Annotated in this window: 16 protein-coding genes; 13 read left to right on the top strand and 3 right to left on the bottom strand. The window is 45.5% G+C overall.

The genetic code is table 11. From position 1 onward, the window contains the following. The first annotated feature begins 72 nt into the window (after positions 1-72). Genes Q0218_RS00295 through Q0218_RS00310 form a run of 4 tightly spaced genes read left to right on the top strand, consistent with a single transcriptional unit; the run spans position 73 to position 3826 of the window. Positions 73-1098, top strand: a complete 1026-nt coding sequence (locus Q0218_RS00295; protein ID WP_297965211.1) for a hypothetical protein — start codon at positions 73-75, stop codon at positions 1096-1098. A 9-nt stretch (positions 1099-1107) separates the two neighbouring features. Beyond that, on the top strand, positions 1108-2310 hold the full coding sequence (locus Q0218_RS00300) for a Cj0814 family flagellar-dependent secreted protein (RefSeq protein ID WP_297965213.1): 1203 nt from the start codon (positions 1108-1110) through the stop codon (positions 2308-2310). 10 nt (positions 2311-2320) lie between these two features. After that, positions 2321-3418, top strand: coding sequence for a hypothetical protein (locus Q0218_RS00305; RefSeq protein WP_297965214.1), 1098 nt, complete (start codon positions 2321-2323; stop codon positions 3416-3418). Between the two features lie 9 nt (positions 3419-3427). Further along, positions 3428-3826, top strand: a complete 399-nt coding sequence (locus Q0218_RS00310) for a YbgC/FadM family acyl-CoA thioesterase (RefSeq protein ID WP_297965216.1) — start codon at positions 3428-3430, stop codon at positions 3824-3826. Here Q0218_RS00310 and Q0218_RS00315 read toward each other — a convergent pair. The 3 genes from Q0218_RS00315 to Q0218_RS00325 are packed head-to-tail and all read right to left on the bottom strand — an operon-like array spanning position 3814 to position 6155. Further along, positions 3814-5013 (bottom strand): hypothetical protein, encoded by a 1200-nt coding sequence (locus Q0218_RS00315; RefSeq protein ID WP_297965217.1) that lies wholly within the window; start codon positions 5011-5013, stop codon positions 3814-3816. The two genes, Q0218_RS00310 and Q0218_RS00315, sit on opposite strands and share 13 nt — an antisense overlap. Further along, the gene (locus Q0218_RS00320) at positions 5010-5639 is read right to left on the bottom strand and encodes a uracil-DNA glycosylase (protein ID WP_297965218.1); all 630 of its coding nucleotides are present in this window, start codon (positions 5637-5639) and stop codon (positions 5010-5012) included. Before Q0218_RS00320 ends, Q0218_RS00315 begins: the two co-directional genes overlap by 4 nt. Positions 5640-5678: 39 nt before the next feature. Next, positions 5679-6155, bottom strand: a complete 477-nt coding sequence (locus Q0218_RS00325; protein WP_297965219.1) for a GNAT family N-acetyltransferase — start codon at positions 6153-6155, stop codon at positions 5679-5681. A gap of 136 nt (positions 6156-6291) precedes the next feature. Between Q0218_RS00325 and rpmH the strand changes: the two genes are divergently transcribed. The 9 genes from rpmH (at position 6292) to Q0218_RS00370 (ending at position 15420) form a co-directional block, all read left to right on the top strand. Further along, entirely contained in the window at positions 6292-6426 is a 135-nt protein-coding gene (gene rpmH, locus Q0218_RS00330; RefSeq protein WP_002946826.1) for a 50S ribosomal protein L34, read from the top strand. Continuing rightward, positions 6414-6758, top strand: a complete 345-nt coding sequence (gene rnpA / locus Q0218_RS00335) for a ribonuclease P protein component (protein WP_297965402.1) — start codon at positions 6414-6416, stop codon at positions 6756-6758. Before rpmH ends, rnpA begins: the two co-directional genes overlap by 13 nt. Further along, positions 6737-7102, top strand: coding sequence for a membrane protein insertion efficiency factor YidD (yidD, locus tag Q0218_RS00340; RefSeq protein ID WP_122863591.1), 366 nt, complete (start codon positions 6737-6739; stop codon positions 7100-7102). The genes rnpA and yidD overlap by 22 nt, the downstream gene beginning before the upstream one ends. A gap of 11 nt (positions 7103-7113) precedes the next feature. Then, positions 7114-8664: a membrane protein insertase YidC gene (gene yidC / locus Q0218_RS00345; RefSeq protein WP_297965403.1), complete on the top strand. Its 1551-nt coding sequence runs from the start codon at positions 7114-7116 to the stop codon at positions 8662-8664. Then, complete coding sequence (locus tag Q0218_RS00350; RefSeq protein WP_297965221.1) at positions 8664-9788, top strand: Jag N-terminal domain-containing protein; 1125 nt, start codon at positions 8664-8666, stop codon at positions 9786-9788. The genes yidC and Q0218_RS00350 overlap by 1 nt, the downstream gene beginning before the upstream one ends. Next, positions 9785-11104 (top strand): tRNA uridine-5-carboxymethylaminomethyl(34) synthesis GTPase MnmE, encoded by a 1320-nt coding sequence (mnmE, locus tag Q0218_RS00355; RefSeq protein ID WP_297965223.1) that lies wholly within the window; start codon positions 9785-9787, stop codon positions 11102-11104. Before Q0218_RS00350 ends, mnmE begins: the two co-directional genes overlap by 4 nt. A 285-nt stretch (positions 11105-11389) precedes the next feature. Next, complete coding sequence (locus Q0218_RS00360) at positions 11390-11959, top strand: hypothetical protein (protein WP_297965225.1); 570 nt, start codon at positions 11390-11392, stop codon at positions 11957-11959. A gap of 311 nt (positions 11960-12270) precedes the next feature. Beyond that, a complete protein-coding gene (gene purL / locus Q0218_RS00365) occupies positions 12271-14460 on the top strand; it encodes a phosphoribosylformylglycinamidine synthase subunit PurL (protein WP_297965227.1) in 2190 nt (729 codons plus the stop codon). Continuing rightward, a complete protein-coding gene (locus tag Q0218_RS00370) occupies positions 14461-15420 on the top strand; it encodes a hypothetical protein (RefSeq protein WP_297965229.1) in 960 nt (319 codons plus the stop codon). The last annotated feature ends 38 nt before the right edge of the window (positions 15421-15458 follow it).

Raw genomic sequence — 15458 nt, forward strand, 5'->3', positions numbered from 1 at the left:
ACGGATATAACTGAAATTTTAAATCAACTAGCAAAGCTAGGTAAATTTGACGTAAAAGCATAAAGGATTAATATGATAAGCGGCGTAAACGGATTTGGCGCAAACGTAAATTATGATTTTAGTAGCGCTCGCGGGCAAAATTTAAAAGCACGCGAGGAAAAAGAGGCTATAAATTTAACCTCAAATCAGGCTTCGAATATGGCGGTCGCGCAGCCGAATTCGACAAATCAAACGAATCCAAAAAATAGCGAAAACGTATCAAGCCTAAAAGGTGTCGACGTAGACTTTAACATCAAAGAGATGCAAGCGGCCGTTAGGGAGATAAAAAAGCTCCCGCCCGGCGCACCGGCTAATATACGAGGCGTTTTTTCTCTGAGCGGATATACTCTGGACGAAAAGATAAGCGTATGGGGTAAGATAAGCGGGTTAGACGGCTCTTTTAGTAGGAGCGAAGCTGAAAATCTGAAGAAATTTATAAATAGTAGCGGGGCGTTTGGTTTTGATAAACTTACTCGAGATTTGGCGGGATACGATACGACCGACGTCGATGAATTTGCGAAAAAATACATAAACCGCGATTATCCGTTTTTGGGCATAGAATATAATGCGGGGAATAAGGGGATGGAAATCCTCGACTCCGATATGAGCGTGGACGAGTTTAAGGATAGGTGGGCTGAATATACCGTGCTAAAGCGTTTGGGCGAGAGAGGCGCGGAAAGAATATACGTAGACGGCGAAAATATCGCGATAGTCATGAATAAAAACAAGGCTCCCGTGGAGTTTAGGGAGCTTGAGAGTATCGAGTATAAGGACGAGCAGAGTAAAAAGGCGTTTATAAAATTCGTACGAGATGCGATAGAAAAGGGTTTGGATATACAAAATCTGCTTGAGGGCAGGGCTGAATTTAAGGAAAATACAAGCGAGGCGACGGCGTTTAAACCCATCCAAGCCACAAGTGAAAGCAAAACATACGTAGATAAAGACATTAGACGCGAGTTTTTCGAGAATTTCCTGAAAGCCGAACGCGAAAAAGGAACGGATATAACTGAAATTTTAAATCAACTAGCAAAGCTAGGTAAATTTGACGTAAAAGCATAAAGGATTAATATGATAAACGCTCTTAACAACTATTCCGCTTTTTCTAGACAAAGTTTTTCCCTAAACGTAAATGTTAAGCATGGCTCAAAAACTGAGATTTTAAAACAAAATGAAATCTCGCAGCCGGATACGGTCGGGCACAAATTTAACGAAGTTTTAGGCTATAAAGTAGGTGCGGACGGATATTTTACGTCCGAATTTAACAAAGCTGCAGGTATTCCAAAGGACTACAAAATCCACTCAGATACCTTAAAATCGCTCGTGAACGTAAATGATAAAGCGATCGCATTTAATAAAATGTTTTCAAAAATCGACATAGCAAAAACAGTCGGCAATGCATATAAAATTTTATCCCAAGTAGTCGGCGAGGACGTTTTAAATTCTAAAGAAAGTTTTAACAAAGAAGACCTTGCCAAATTCCCTCAAGGATACGAGTACGAGAAATCAAGTCTAAAAGTAACTAAAGTAAATAAAAACATCTACGACTATGCGTCGGCACGTAGCGCCTTTGACGATAAGTCTGGGAAAACCAATATGGAAACGCTATTTTTTAATAGCTCATATCATGAGTTAACAACAACGCCGCAATATAAGCCGTCAACCAATATCTTTGATAACAATAACGGCGGCAAAGAGAGCGAAAATGTGAGCGTGTTTATAAATCCTCACGGCGAAAGATACACTAACCCTGACGGTAGTATAACCAAAGGAGGCTTGATAGCAGCCGTAATAAACTCAAATTTAGACGTACGAGAGGGCGAAACTACGGTTTGGGGCAAGATGCAAGGTTATGACAAAAGCATAAGTGGCAAAGAATACAGACAAAAGCTGGACGCCTTTATTGATTCGCGCAACATCTACGGCATCAAAGGAAGCGAGCTTGACGGGCTTAGCAAGGATTACCGAGAATATGTACTAACGTTTCAAAAAATGCAAGAGTCGCTTTTACCCGGTAGCACTGCCTTGGGCGGCAACTCTAACATAACTTCTGACGGCAAAGAATCAAAAAGCCTCTTTGAAATAATGCAAGAGGATATGAAAGAGGCGCAAAAACGCCTAGAAAAGCTAATAGAGCAAGAAAAGCGAATGCAAAAGATGCTGGATAAAAACAGAAAATACGACAAAGAGCTAGAGCAAAATACTAGAAAAAATTTAGAAGAACTTGAGGCGATGATTAAATTTAACGCTAAGAGCATGGATATAAAGGCTTAAAAGGATTAATATGATAAGCGGCGTAAACGGATTTAACGCAAACGTAAATTATGATTTTAGTAGCGCTCACGGGCAAAATTTAAAGATACATGAGGAAAAAGAGGCGGCAAATCAAGCTTTAAATTTGACTATCGCACAGCCGAATTTAACAGCACATATTGATTATGACGCTCTTGATCCAGGAAAACTAGACCGAGATCAGCTCAAAATTTGGGCGGAAAATGTTGATCCCGAGAAACTGACCGGTAAAAATTTAAGTATGTGGTTGGGTGCGAAAATGGGGTTTGAAAAGCTTGAAGATAGCTGGCGTAAAGAGCTTGGTCTAAATCCGAACGAGCCAGTAGCCGTAAGGAGGATATTTTCGCTAAGCGGCTACACGAGAGACGATAAAATAAGCGTCTGGGGCAAGATAAACGGGCTTGATCCAAGCGTGAATAAGAGCGAGATCGCCGAGCTAAAAAAGTTCATAGACAGCACTAAAGCTTTGGCGGCAAACGAGGGGCTAGCCGGATATAAAAACTTAAACGTCGACGATATTCGCACGGATTTAGGCGGCGTAGGAACTGGATTTATGCCGGGATTTGTTATGCTGCGTGAGATCACCGACTTGCTCGACTCCGATATGGACATAGATAAATTTAAAGATAAATGGCTAGAATTTGCCGCCGAAAAGATACTAGGGGATCACGCAAATGTCAAGATCTTACTCAAAGATGGAAAGTTAAATTTTGATCAAACGCCCGAAAAAGTCAGGTTAAGATCTCTTAATCGGCCGCTTGAAAAAAGAGTGAGCTACGCAGATGAAGCAACTAAAGAAGAGTTTTTAAATTTCTTAAAAGATGCGTTTAACAAAGGCGAGAGCATCGCAGACGTACTACAAAATATAGCTCTAAAAGAGGGCACGGTAAGCGATCAAGCTCCTAAAGAAACGCCCGAAGATAATAAATTTAAGCCTATCCAAGCCGTTAGCAAAAGCCAAACCTATGTTTATAAGGATATAAAGCGCGAGTTTTTCGAGAATTTCCTAAAAGCCGAACAGGAAAAGGGGACGGATATAATGGAGCTTTTAAGAAAACTAGGTAAAATGGGGCTTGATCTAAAAGCCTAAGGAGTGGCCGTGAAAATACGAATCTACTACGAAGACACCGACGCGGGCGGCATAGTCTATCACGCAAACTATATAAAATACTGCGAAAGGGCGCGCAGCCAGATATTTTTTGACTCTGAGGTTAAGCCTTTTAGCAAGGACGGATATTTTGTCGTGAGCGAGATTCGGGCGAAATTTAAAAAGCCCGCCGTCCTGGGCGATCTGCTCGAGGTAAAAACGAGCGTGGCAAGCCTAAAAAAAGCCTCCGCGCTCATAAATCAAAAAATTTATAAAATCGCAAATTTAAGCGGCGAATGCCAGCCTGAGCTCGTCTTTGAAGCCGATGTCGAAGTTGCGTTCGTTAGCAACCTAAGGCCGGCTAAGATGAGCGAGGAGATAGTGGATTTTCTCTCCTCTTATTGCTCGTAAAAGCCGTATTCGCCGGCTTTTAAAACCTTCGTATCATAGATAATCTGCGAGTCCTCGACGCTCTCGTTAAAAAGCCTCTGCGCGCCGCGGTTTAGGTAGGTCGCGTAGATGTAGTCAAGCCCAGCGCTAGCGGAGTACCCCACCCAGTTGAAGTTTAAATTTTGCCCCAAAATTTCGTTATTTGAGTCCAGCGCGCCGTCGGTTTTAGAAATCGAGTTGGCTATGTAGAGCTTTTCTCTATCTTGCGGTTGCGTGAGTTTAAAGATGCTCGGCGCGTAGTTTATCTGCGTGCTTAAAAGGGCGTTAAATTTGACGTCGTAAAGGCGCATTTGAGAGCTCACCATCGAGGCTTTTACGAGCGGAACGTTTAGGAAAACTGTCGCGCCGCTTAGCCTTGAGTTACCGGATAACATCGGCTTTAGGTCGGTAACGCCGCTTGCGATCTCGTTTTCGTAGACTAGCCCGCCGCTAAGCTCGTCCGCGTAGCGATTTAGCGCCGCTCCTAGCGCGCTGCCGTCAGAAAACGCCGCGACTTGGCCGTTTGAGAAATTTAGCAGCTTCTCGACTTGTCCTTTGTAGTCTATACCGCCGAATATCAAATTCTCCTGCGGCGAATCGACGCTAGAGATGTGCAGGGTCGGCACGAAAGCCGTCATGGCGGGGTCTAAAACCTCGTTTAGATATTTTGCGCCAACAGGCGTAAACGGCGCGATGATATAGGAGATATTTTCGCTTTTAGCGCGCGCTAGGGCGCCGTCGATAGCGTTCGGAGCTTCGTTGCCGATGTTGTAAAATTTAACGTCGATAGGGGCGTTTTGTCTGACGACATAGGCGATAACCGCGTTTGAGACGACGCCGGCATAGCTTTTTATGCTATCTTGAGGGATGATGACGGCGATTTTAAACTCGGCATTAGAATTTGACGTCAGACTTTCGTTGCCGGCGTTTGCGTAGGAGCCGCTTAGGGCGTTAATGGCTTGTAAAATTTCTTGGTTCGAGCTGTTTTCGTAGCGAGCCAACAAGCTGTGCAAAAGACCCTCTTTAACGAGATCAAGCAAGCAAGCATCGTCGCATTTTGCCGGTTCTAAATTTATATAAACTTCGCTGGCGGGCGGTATATCGGAGGCCTTTTCGCTCCTGGCAAACAGCGCCGAGCAGATCAGTAATGCGGTTAAAATTTTTCTCATAGGTACTCTTTTATCTTTTTTAAATCGCTGAAAAACAGCTCTTTTTTGCTTGGATTTTTCGCTACGACGCTTGGCGAATAAGTCGCCAGCAGAGCCGAGTGTTTAAATTTCATTATATTTCCCCTTATTGCCTCAAAGCTTTGCGCGCTTTGTTTTATCATTTTGTAAAAGACCTCTTCGCCTAGCGCTACGATGAGTTTTGGCGCGACTAGGCGGGTTTCCGCGCTAAAATACGGCTCGCAAAGCTCGTATGCGCTTGCCGGAGCTTTGGCGGCGGGTTTGCATTTTAGCAGGCTAGTGACGTAAATTTCGTTTTTTTCAAGACCCACTAAATCCTTTAAATTTTGCAAAAACTTATCGTCGCCAGCCAAAAACTCTCCGCTCGCGTCCTCGGCGGCGTTTGGCGCGTCAAATACGAAAACTACTTTAGCGCTTTTATCTCCAAGGCCCGTTAGCGCGTGGTTTGCGCTCTTGCAAAGCTCGCATAGATTGCACTCTTTGATGCTTGCGTTTAGCTCTGCAAGGCTACTTGGCAAGGCCGCGGACGAAGGCGAAAAATCGGCGAATTTATACCCGAACGCCCTCAGATAGTAAAGCTCTCTTAAAATTTCGTTTGCGTAACTCATCGCGCGATGATATCCAAAAGGGCGTTAAAAACAGATAAATCAAAGCGCTAGTTTGCTTAAATTTTCGCCGTCCAAGCGGTAGTTTCGCCACTGCTCGGACTGGTTTTTCGCGCCCATTTTTTCGTAAAATTTAATGCCGGGCTCGTTCCAGTGCAGGCACGCCCACTCGAGGCGTTGGAGGTTTTCGTCCTTGCAAATTTGAGCTAGATGCCTAAAAAACTCTTTTCCTACGCCTTTGTTACGATACTCTTTTTGGACGTACAAATCCTCCAAATACATCCCGCCAAGCCCCAAAAACGTGGAAAAGGTGTAAAAATATATCGCGTAGGCTATGATTTTGCCCTCTGCTATGCAGACTAAAATCTCGGCGTAGTTTTTCTCAAAAACAGACTCGGCAAAAATTCCCGGCGTAAATTTTACATCATCGCTCATTTTTTCGTATGCGGCCAGCTCTTTAACCAGCTCGCAAACGGCCGGGATGTCGGCCCTGGATGCTTTTCTAATAACGTAAGACAAAATTTTCTCCTAAATTTTAATGAGCGATTATATTTTTATTATTTTAAAACGAAGTTTAAAAATTTATTAAAAGGATTTTAAGCGATTTGTTGATAAAATCACCGACTTATATCAAAATCACCATAAGGAAAAATTTATGAAAAGAACATACCAACCTCATAAAACCCCTAGAAAACGCACTCACGGGTTTCGCGTCCGCATGAAAACTAAAAACGGTCGCAAAGTGCTAAACGCAAGACGCGCAAAAGGTAGAGCAAGATTGGCCGTTTAAGCAAATTTAGCTCTATAAGCAGCCAAAAGGAGTTTTCAAGCGTCTACAAAGAGGCCGTCAAATGGCACTGCGAGGAGGCGATAGTCTTTTTTAAGCCTTGCAATGAAAACAAATTAGCCGTCGTAGCCAGCAAAAAGGTGGGCAAAGCCGTCGTTCGCAACCGATGTAAAAGGCTTTTGCGAGCGGTCGTAGTCGAGGTTGCAAATGAGCTTGCAGACGGCATTTACGTGATAGTCGTTAAAAACGGGCTAGAGAAAAGCTCGTTTTTAAAGCTCAAAAAAAATATCTCTTGGGCTATGAAAAAACTCGGATGTATAAAATCAGGCATATGAAAATGATAAAACAAGCTATTTTATTTTTGATAAAAGCATATCAAGATTATATCTCCAAATTTACTCCGAAGTCTTGCAGATACTATCCCTCATGCTCGGAATTTGCCGTTTGGCAGTTTAAATTTAACGGCTTTTTCTCAGCGCTTTTTGCGGTTATTTTTAGAATTTTACGCTGTAATCAGCTCTTTAAAGGCGGCATCGACTACCCCGTCATCAGTAAAAATTTCGACTCTTTTTTTATATCCAATCAAAATTTAAAATCGCACATCGCATTTTGGTTCGTCCCGTATAAAAAAAATAAATTCTACGTTATTAAAAATTTAGACTTTCAAAAGGAAAAATAGTGTTAGACAATATGTCAGTTCAAAAACGCGTGATATTAGCGACCGTTTTATCTTTTATCTTTTTTATCGCTTACGATCATTTTTTTATTCCTAAAAATTTGCCGCTAGATCAAAACCAAACCGTGACGGCACGGCAATCGAGCCGAGCAAACGCCGCTCCGAGTGCAAATACCGCATCAGGCGCTAGCGCTCCGCAAGCCGTAGCGACGCAAAGCCGCGAGATCGCCGTGATAAAGGGCGAGCACTTTGAGGCGCGCATCGACGAGCTAGGCAGGATTTCTAAATTTTATCTAAACGACGAAAAATACAAAAACGCCGATGGCAATCGCATCGAGCTAGCCGGCGCCCAGCCGCTACCGCTTGAAGTACGCTTTAGCGACAAGGCCTTAAATGAGCAAGCTTTTAAAGTAGCCTACGCGAGCGACGTTAGCGAGATAAATTTAACTAGCGAGCCAAAAAGCATAGTTTTAACACAAAATTTGGAAGGCTCTAGCGTAACCAAGAAAATCACGTTTTATCCAAACGGAAGCTATGATCTAGACCTTAGCGTGAGCGCGGGCGAATATTACGTGACTCCGGGCTTTCGTCCAAGCGTCGCTATCGACAGCTACACCGTCCACGGTGCGTTACTTAAGCATAATGACGGCAAGCTAACTATCATCGAGGACGGCGACGTAGATGCAACCGAAAGCTTTAACAACGTAAACATAGCCGCAGCTAGCGACAGATACTACACGGCTTTGTTTTTTAAATTTGACGGACTTTTAAATCCCGTAGTTTCAAAAGACGGTGCGGGAAATGCGGTGATATTTGTAAAAGGCGAGCAAAATTTTAAAGCTAAAGGCTACATCGGTGCCAAAGACCACGCGACTCTAAGCCAGATAAACGAGGAGCTCGTGGACGTCATAGAGTATGGCTGGTTTACCTTTATTGCAAAACCGATGTTCGCGTTTTTAAATTGGCTTTACGGCTACATCGGCAACTGGGGCTGGGCGATCGTCGTGCTAACGCTAGCTATCAGGATCGTGCTTTTCCCTCTTACCTACAAAGGCATGCTATCGATGAATAAGCTAAAAGATCTGGCGCCAAAAGTAAAAGAGCTGCAAGCCAAATACAAAGGCGATCCGCAAAAGCTAAATATGCACATGATGGAGCTATATAAGAAAAACGGCGCAAATCCGATGGGCGGCTGCTTGCCGATACTTATGCAGATACCGATTTTCTTTGCGATTTACCGCGTTTTGCTAAACGCGATCGAGCTAAAAGCGGCGCCGTGGATACTATGGATACACGACCTTTCGGTGATGGATCCGTATTTCGTGCTGCCTATTTTGATGGGTGCGACGATGTTCCTTCAGCAAAAGCTCACGCCGACCACGTTTAGCGACCCGACGCAAGAAAAGATAATGAAATTTTTACCGCTTATCTTTACGTTTTTCTTCGTGACATTCCCTGCGGGACTTACGCTTTACTGGTTTGTAAACAACCTCTGCTCGGTCGTTCAACAAATTTTCGTAAATAAACTCTTTGAAAAGCATAAAAAAGCGGAGGTAAAGGTCTGATGCGAATAGAAGCCGAAAATTTGCAAGAAGCTTTTAAGAAGGCTGCCGAGGAGCTGAACTGCTCCGTTACCGAGCTTGATATCAAAATTTTGCAAAACCCGAGTGCCGGCTTTTTGGGATTTTTCAAAAAAACGGCGATCATCGAAGCCGTAAAAGAAGGAGCGCAAAAAGAAGCAAAAAAGGCTCCTCAAGCCGCTCGCAAAGAAAACGTAAATGAAAAAAAGAAGGAGTTTAAGAAAAAGGAAAGCTTAGGCGAGGAGCAAGGTTGTCAAGACGATAAAGAGAAGAAAAAAAATCATAAAAATCGGCACGAACATCACAAGCCCCAGACGATCAAACAAAATGAAACAAGTGTGGCAGACGAGCCGAAATTTGTCGAGCCGCACGTTGAACCGCAAGTAAATGAGCCTCACAAAAAAGAGCGACCAAAAAAAGAAAGCGGTAAAAATATCCTTGATCACTCAATCATTGATACCTTTAATAAAAACGATTTTTACGAGGGTGAGGATAAAGCGGGAAGCAGCGAAAAATTTGACTCGCCGGCTTCCGGCGGCGAGGCGAATTTGATGCAAAACGCGTCAAATTTAACCAAAAAAGAAAAACAAGACTCTCGCGCGGATCGTGGCTTGGCTCAAAAACAAAAAGAGCAAAAACAAAAAGCCGACATCGATAAAGCGCTACCTGAGATAAAGCAGGGCATAGAAAAGCTCTTTGGCGGAAATTTTTTTACGATAGATAAAATAGACGTGCGTAAATTTGACGACGATACCGTAATAGTCGAGCTTGACGGCGAGGATGCGGCGCTACTTATAGGCAAAGAGGGCTACCGCTACAAGGCGATCTCGTATCTGCTTTATAACTGGATAGGCTCTAAATACGGTCTTAGCGTACGCCTTGAGATAGCTCAGTTTTTGCAAAATCAAGAGGCCGCAATCGAGCAATATCTAAAAAGCGTAATCGAGCGCATCGAGGAGACGGGCAAGGCAAAAACAAAGCATCTAGACGGCGTTTTGGTTAAGATTGCCCTAGAAAAACTGCGCGAGAAATTCCCCGACAAGTACGTCGGCGTCAAGTCAAACAGCGACGGACAATACGTGGTCGTAAACGATTTTATAAAAAAATGAACGACACCATAGCCGCCGTTGCTACCGCACACGGCGTAGGCGCGATCTCTATCATCAGGCTAAGCGGCGCAAACGCCCTTAGCCTGGCTCTAAAACTCACTAAAATTTCTGCTCTCGTCCCGCGTTACGCGACCCTAACTAAAATTTACGCCGAAGACGAACTCATAGATGAAGCCTTGCTTATTTACTTCAAGGCTCCGCATAGCTTCACGGGCGAGGACGTGGTGGAGTTTCAACTCCACGGCGGGCTAGTGGTGGCAAATTTGATCCTAGGCGAACTTATCAAAAAAGGCGCCAGACTCGCGCGCGCAGGCGAGTTTAGCAAACGAGCGCTCATAAACGGTAAGATGGATTTTAGCAAGATTGAGGCGATAAACTCGCTCATAAACGCAAAAAGCGAGGACGGCGCAAAGATTATGGCTCGCACGATGAGGGGAGATTTGGCTAAATTTACGAACGAGATTCGCCGCGAACTCGTAAAAACTCTGGCATTCGTGGAGACTAGCATTGATTATGCCGACGATGATCTGCCCGCTGATCTGCTAGAGAGCATCAACCAAATGCTAAAACAAAACAGCGCCAAACTAGATAAAATCGTCGCTATAAGCCAGAGCAGAAAAGGGCTGCTCGAGGGCTTTAAAATCGCGATAGTAGGCAAGCCAAACGTCGGCAAAAGCTCGATCTTAAACTCGCTTTTGTCTTACGAGCGCGCGATCATCAGCGACGAGGCGGGCACGACTAGAGATAGTATCGAAGAAGCCCTAAAAATCGGCACTCATCTAGTACGTATCATAGATACCGCAGGTATCCGCAAAAACGCGGGTAAGATCGAGCAAATCGGCATTTCGTATTCTCTGCGAGCTATCGAGGAGGCCGACGTCATCTTGGCTGTTTTTGACGCTTCGCAGGAGGCTGATGAGCAGGATAACGAGATTCTGGAGCTTTTAAAAAACTCGCAAAAAAAGATTTTTTACGTTTTAAATAAATGCGACCTCGGCGTTAAATTTAGCGCTCCCGCAGGCGCGATACAAATTTGCGCCAAGCAAGGAACGGACGAGATAATAAATAGTCTAAAAACCTATCTAGATGCTCAGGAGACGAGCGAGATATTGCTAAACTCCGCTCGTCAAATTTCATGCTGCGAGGCGGCGAGCGAGGCGATAAAAAGAGCGTTAAATTTACTCGCCCAGTCCGAGCTTGAGCTTTTTGCTTATGAGCTAAATACGGCAATAGAGCAAATCTCGTCGATCACGAAGCCGTTTGAGAGAAGCGAAATTTTAGACGAAATGTTTAGCAACTTTTGTCTGGGCAAGTAGCGAGCTTATTTTGCAAAATCCGTAGCTTGCTAGAGCTTATCTAGCTTTAGCAGAGCCCGCGTTTCAGCCAAATACCAATCTTGCTAAAATGAAAGAGCGTAGCACGCCTAACGAATAAAATTAAGAAAAAGTAAAACGAAAAATGCGGTAAATTTGCTCGCCAAACTCGTCCTAAAACTACGGCTAATTTACCCTACGCTCATTTTTCGATTAAATTTGGCCGAGTGTCCGGCGCGAAACTCGTTAAAACTACTAAGCGCGAATAAGCGTATAAAAAGGAAAAATATGAATCCGTTTAAAATTTTGATTTTTGCGGTTGTCGTAAATTCGGCTTTTGCCGGCGACGCATCAAAGGATGTAAATTTGACCGCAAATGCCTCTCGCAACCAAAAAGAGGTAAAAATACTAGAGACGCTTTGCGGATCGATTTTGCCCTTTAGCATAGCTTCATGCGAGCAACTAGCGGACAAGCGTTTGGACGAAAGCAGCGCATTTTACGATAGACAAAAGGGTCTAGCGGCGCTGCAAAAAGTCTGCGACTCGAAGGACGAACGCGACTCAAAGTTGGCCTGCGCGGAGCTAGCGTGCGAGTCTGGCGATGGGCGCAAATGCCTAAACGCCGCTAAATACTATCAAACGCTACTTAGCGTTGACGAAAAAATGTCGGCGCTTTTTAAAAAAGACTGCGACGAGCGCGGCGGGACGGATTGTTTGTATGCTAAATTTTTTGATAAGGCGGACGAAATGGGTGTAACCAAAACGTATTCTTGCAAGATAAAAAAATATCTCAAAATGTCGTGCGATGCGGGCGAAAAAGAGGGCTGCAAGGAGTTTGAAAAACTGCGCGGGCTTTGAGCTGCGAGATAAAATTTAATGCAAAATGCGGTTTTTGCCTAAAATTTGAGCTACTTGCCAAGACCCGCACCCCAAAAATGCTAATTTTTATTCGGCTAAATTTAGAGCCGAATTTATTCTTAATTAAGGGTTAGGCGCTTTTAAATCGTTTAGTTTTGTAACGCGGCGAAAATATTACAAAAAGCGGTAGTATAAATTTGCATGCGGCGTCAAATTTTACCCGTCAAATTTGCCTCGTTTTCGTCCCTTTGGTTTATCAAGTTTTTATGCGAATTTAAGTAAAATCAACCAAAATTTTTTAAAGGCTAAAAATGGACAAAGCTACCGTAAAAGCGCACAAAATCAGCGACGACGAATACGAAAATATACTTAAAATCCTAGGCAGAGAGCCAAATTTGCTCGAGCTTGGGATATTTTCTGCGATGTGGAGCGAGCACTGCAGCTACAAGTCGAGTAAAAAGTACCTAAACGGCTTCCCGACTAAGGCGCCGTGGGTGATCCAGGGTCCGGGCGAGAACGCGGGCGTCATCGACGTCGGAGGCGGCGTCGCGGCGGTGTTTAAGATGGAGAGCCACAACCACCCAAGCTTCATCGAGCCTTTTCAGGGCGCGGCAACGGGCGTGGGCGGGATACTGCGCGACGTATTTACGATGGGCGCGCGAGTTGTGGCGAATATGAACTCGCTGAGATTTGGCGAGGTGCGCGGCGAGAGCGAAAACGCGAAAAAACAGCGCTACCTGCTAAAAGGCGCGGTCGCGGGCATCGCTCACTACGGCAACTGCATGGGCATACCTACTATCGGCGGCGAGACGACGTTTGATCCTAGCTTTAACGGCAACATCCTAGTAAACGCATTTGCGCTGGGGCTTTGTAAGGGCGACGAGATATTTTACGGAAGGGCCGAAGGTATCGGCAATCCCGTGATCTACGTCGGCTCAAAGACCGGCCGCGACGGACTTGGAGGCGCGGTGATGGCGAGCGATAGCTTTAACGACGCGAATAAATCCCTGCGTCCGACCGTGCAGGTGGGCGATCCGTTTGCAGAAAAGCTGCTGATGGAGGCGTGCTTGGAGCTATTTAACACGGGCTACGTCGTAGGCATCCAGGATATGGGCGCGGCGGGGCTAACGTCTAGTAGCTTTGAGATGGCCGGACGCAGCGGTAGCGGTATGAAGATGTATCTAGACCGCGTGCCTATGCGCGAGACTGGCATGACGCCTTATGAGCTAATGCTAAGCGAAAGCCAGGAGCGTATGCTCATCTGCGCCAAAAAGGGCTGCGAGCAAAAGATACTTGAAATATTTAAAAAATGGGATCTAGACGCCGAAATCATCGGCGAGGTAACAAACAGCGGCGTGATGGAGCTTTATTGGCACGGCGAGCTAGCGGGCGAGATACCCATAGCGCCGCTTAGCGAGGCCTCTCCAGTGCTTAACCGACCGACCGCGCGCCCAAAATACCTAGACGAAATCAAAAATTTACAAATTCCTGAGAGTGCGGATAATAAAACCGCGTTTTGGAAGCTGCTTGGCGAACCTGAGGTGCTAAACAAGTCGCTAATCTACGATCAATACGACGCAAATATCCAAACAAATACGATCAAACAACCGGGGCTTCTGGGAGCTGCGGTTATCCGCGTGAAAGAAACTGGTAGGGCGATCGCGATGGCGGCGCAGTGCGACCCGCGGGCGAATTTCGTCGATCCTAAAATCGGCGCGGCTAGAGCGGTCGCGGCGGCCGGACGAAAGGTCGCGATGAGCGGAGCGACGCCTCTAGCCATCACCGACTGCCTAAACTACGGCAATCCGCAAAATCCGGAGGTTATGTGGCAGTTCGCACAGGGCTGCGAGGGTATCAAAGAGGCTTGCCGCGAGCTAAATACGCCCGTCGTCAGCGGCAACGTGAGCCTATATAACGATACCGAGGGCGTGAGCGTCTATCCGACACCGGCGATCGTGACGGTGGGCGTAAACGAGGACGCAAATGCGAGCCTTCCGAGCGTCTTTACGCGCGCCGGCACGGCGATATACCTGCTTGGCGAGACGAAGGGCGAATTTGCCGCGTCGCTTTACGCTAAAGCACTATTTGACGCGGTGGGCGGCGAGCTAGCAGCGGTGGACTATAAAAAAGAGCGCGCGCTGTGGGATTTGGTCATCGAGGCAAATAAATCGGGCGCGCTAGAGTTTGCAAACAGCGTAGGCGTGGGCGGCGTAGCCATAACGCTAGCAAAAATGGCATGCCTAAGCGGGCTTGGCGCGGAGTGTAAATTTGACGTTAAAAAGCCAAATTTCATCTTTGACGAGAGCTTTTCGCGCGCGATCGTCGGCATAAAAGACGAGGCTAAATTTGAATCTCTAGCCGCTAAACACGGCGTCAAATTTGAAAAAATCGGCAGCGTGGGCGGAGATAAATTTAAGCTAAACGATATTGATGAAAAGCTAAGCGATGTGAGCGAGGTTTATTTTAGCGAGTTTGCCAAGATTATCAAGCAAGAAAGCTAAATGATAATCTTAAACGGCTTTAAAGAGATAAATTTTGATCCGCGCCTTATACCCGGCGCCGAAAAATTCGGCAAAAATCCGGATAAAATAGACTTCGATAAAAACGCGGCTTTACTCGGTTGTATCGGAGCTTGTAAATTTGAGCTGTTTAACGTCAAAAAGGAGCTTATTTGGGAGATAGGCGGCGATTTTTTACATTTTGCCTTTGTGCCAGGATGCGCGCAAATTTGGCTGGTTAAGAAAACTAGCGAGCTTGCGTGCGAGCTTTTAGTCTATGACTACGAGCGAAATTTGATCGCTAAAGAGGAGCTTGACGCGCTTAGATCCGGGGGCGCGTTAGTTTGGGTAAAGCCGCTAGGCACGGCGGTCGCGGTGGAGTTTGATTGCGGCCCGGACGGCTTTAGCGGATATTTAGCGCGGCTTGAAAACGGCAAGATAAAAGCGCTACCTTACGGCGAAAATGTTTTTTTATCGCTCTTGGACGGGGAGCAAGCGTTATTTATGAGCAGTTCAAAAAATCTCGCCTTCATCGCCCGCGCGTCCGACCTAAGGCGGCTAAGGGAGATAAATTTCGACGAAACGCAGCTTGCGCGGTCTTTAGACGGCGAGTTTTTGCTAAACGGCATTATCCCGCTTAGCCGGAGCGTCTGGCTGGTAACTAGCGTCAGTTTTGCGAGCGGTTATCGTCATTACGTATTTGACGCCCAAAATTTGCGTTTTATAGACGAGGCGGCGATAGAGGGATTTTTGCCTTATGCGCAGGAGTGGGGTTACGTGCGCAGCGAGATAACAGCGCTAAAGCTAATAGACGATAAAATCGCTGCATTTTGGGACAAAATCACGAAAAACGTTACGAAAAAAAACAAAGAAACGCAGATAATTAGGCGCTATTTTACGGCCGGTTTTGCGGACGTCGTAGCGCAAATTTTAGCCGCCGTAGAACTTGGAGACAAGAGATAAAATCTAGCGTTTGTGAGGCGTCCGGCTATTAGCGCATG

The organism is uncultured Campylobacter sp. (genome assembly GCF_938039245.1).
In the GTDB taxonomy this organism is placed as follows: domain Bacteria; phylum Campylobacterota; class Campylobacteria; order Campylobacterales; family Campylobacteraceae; genus Campylobacter_A.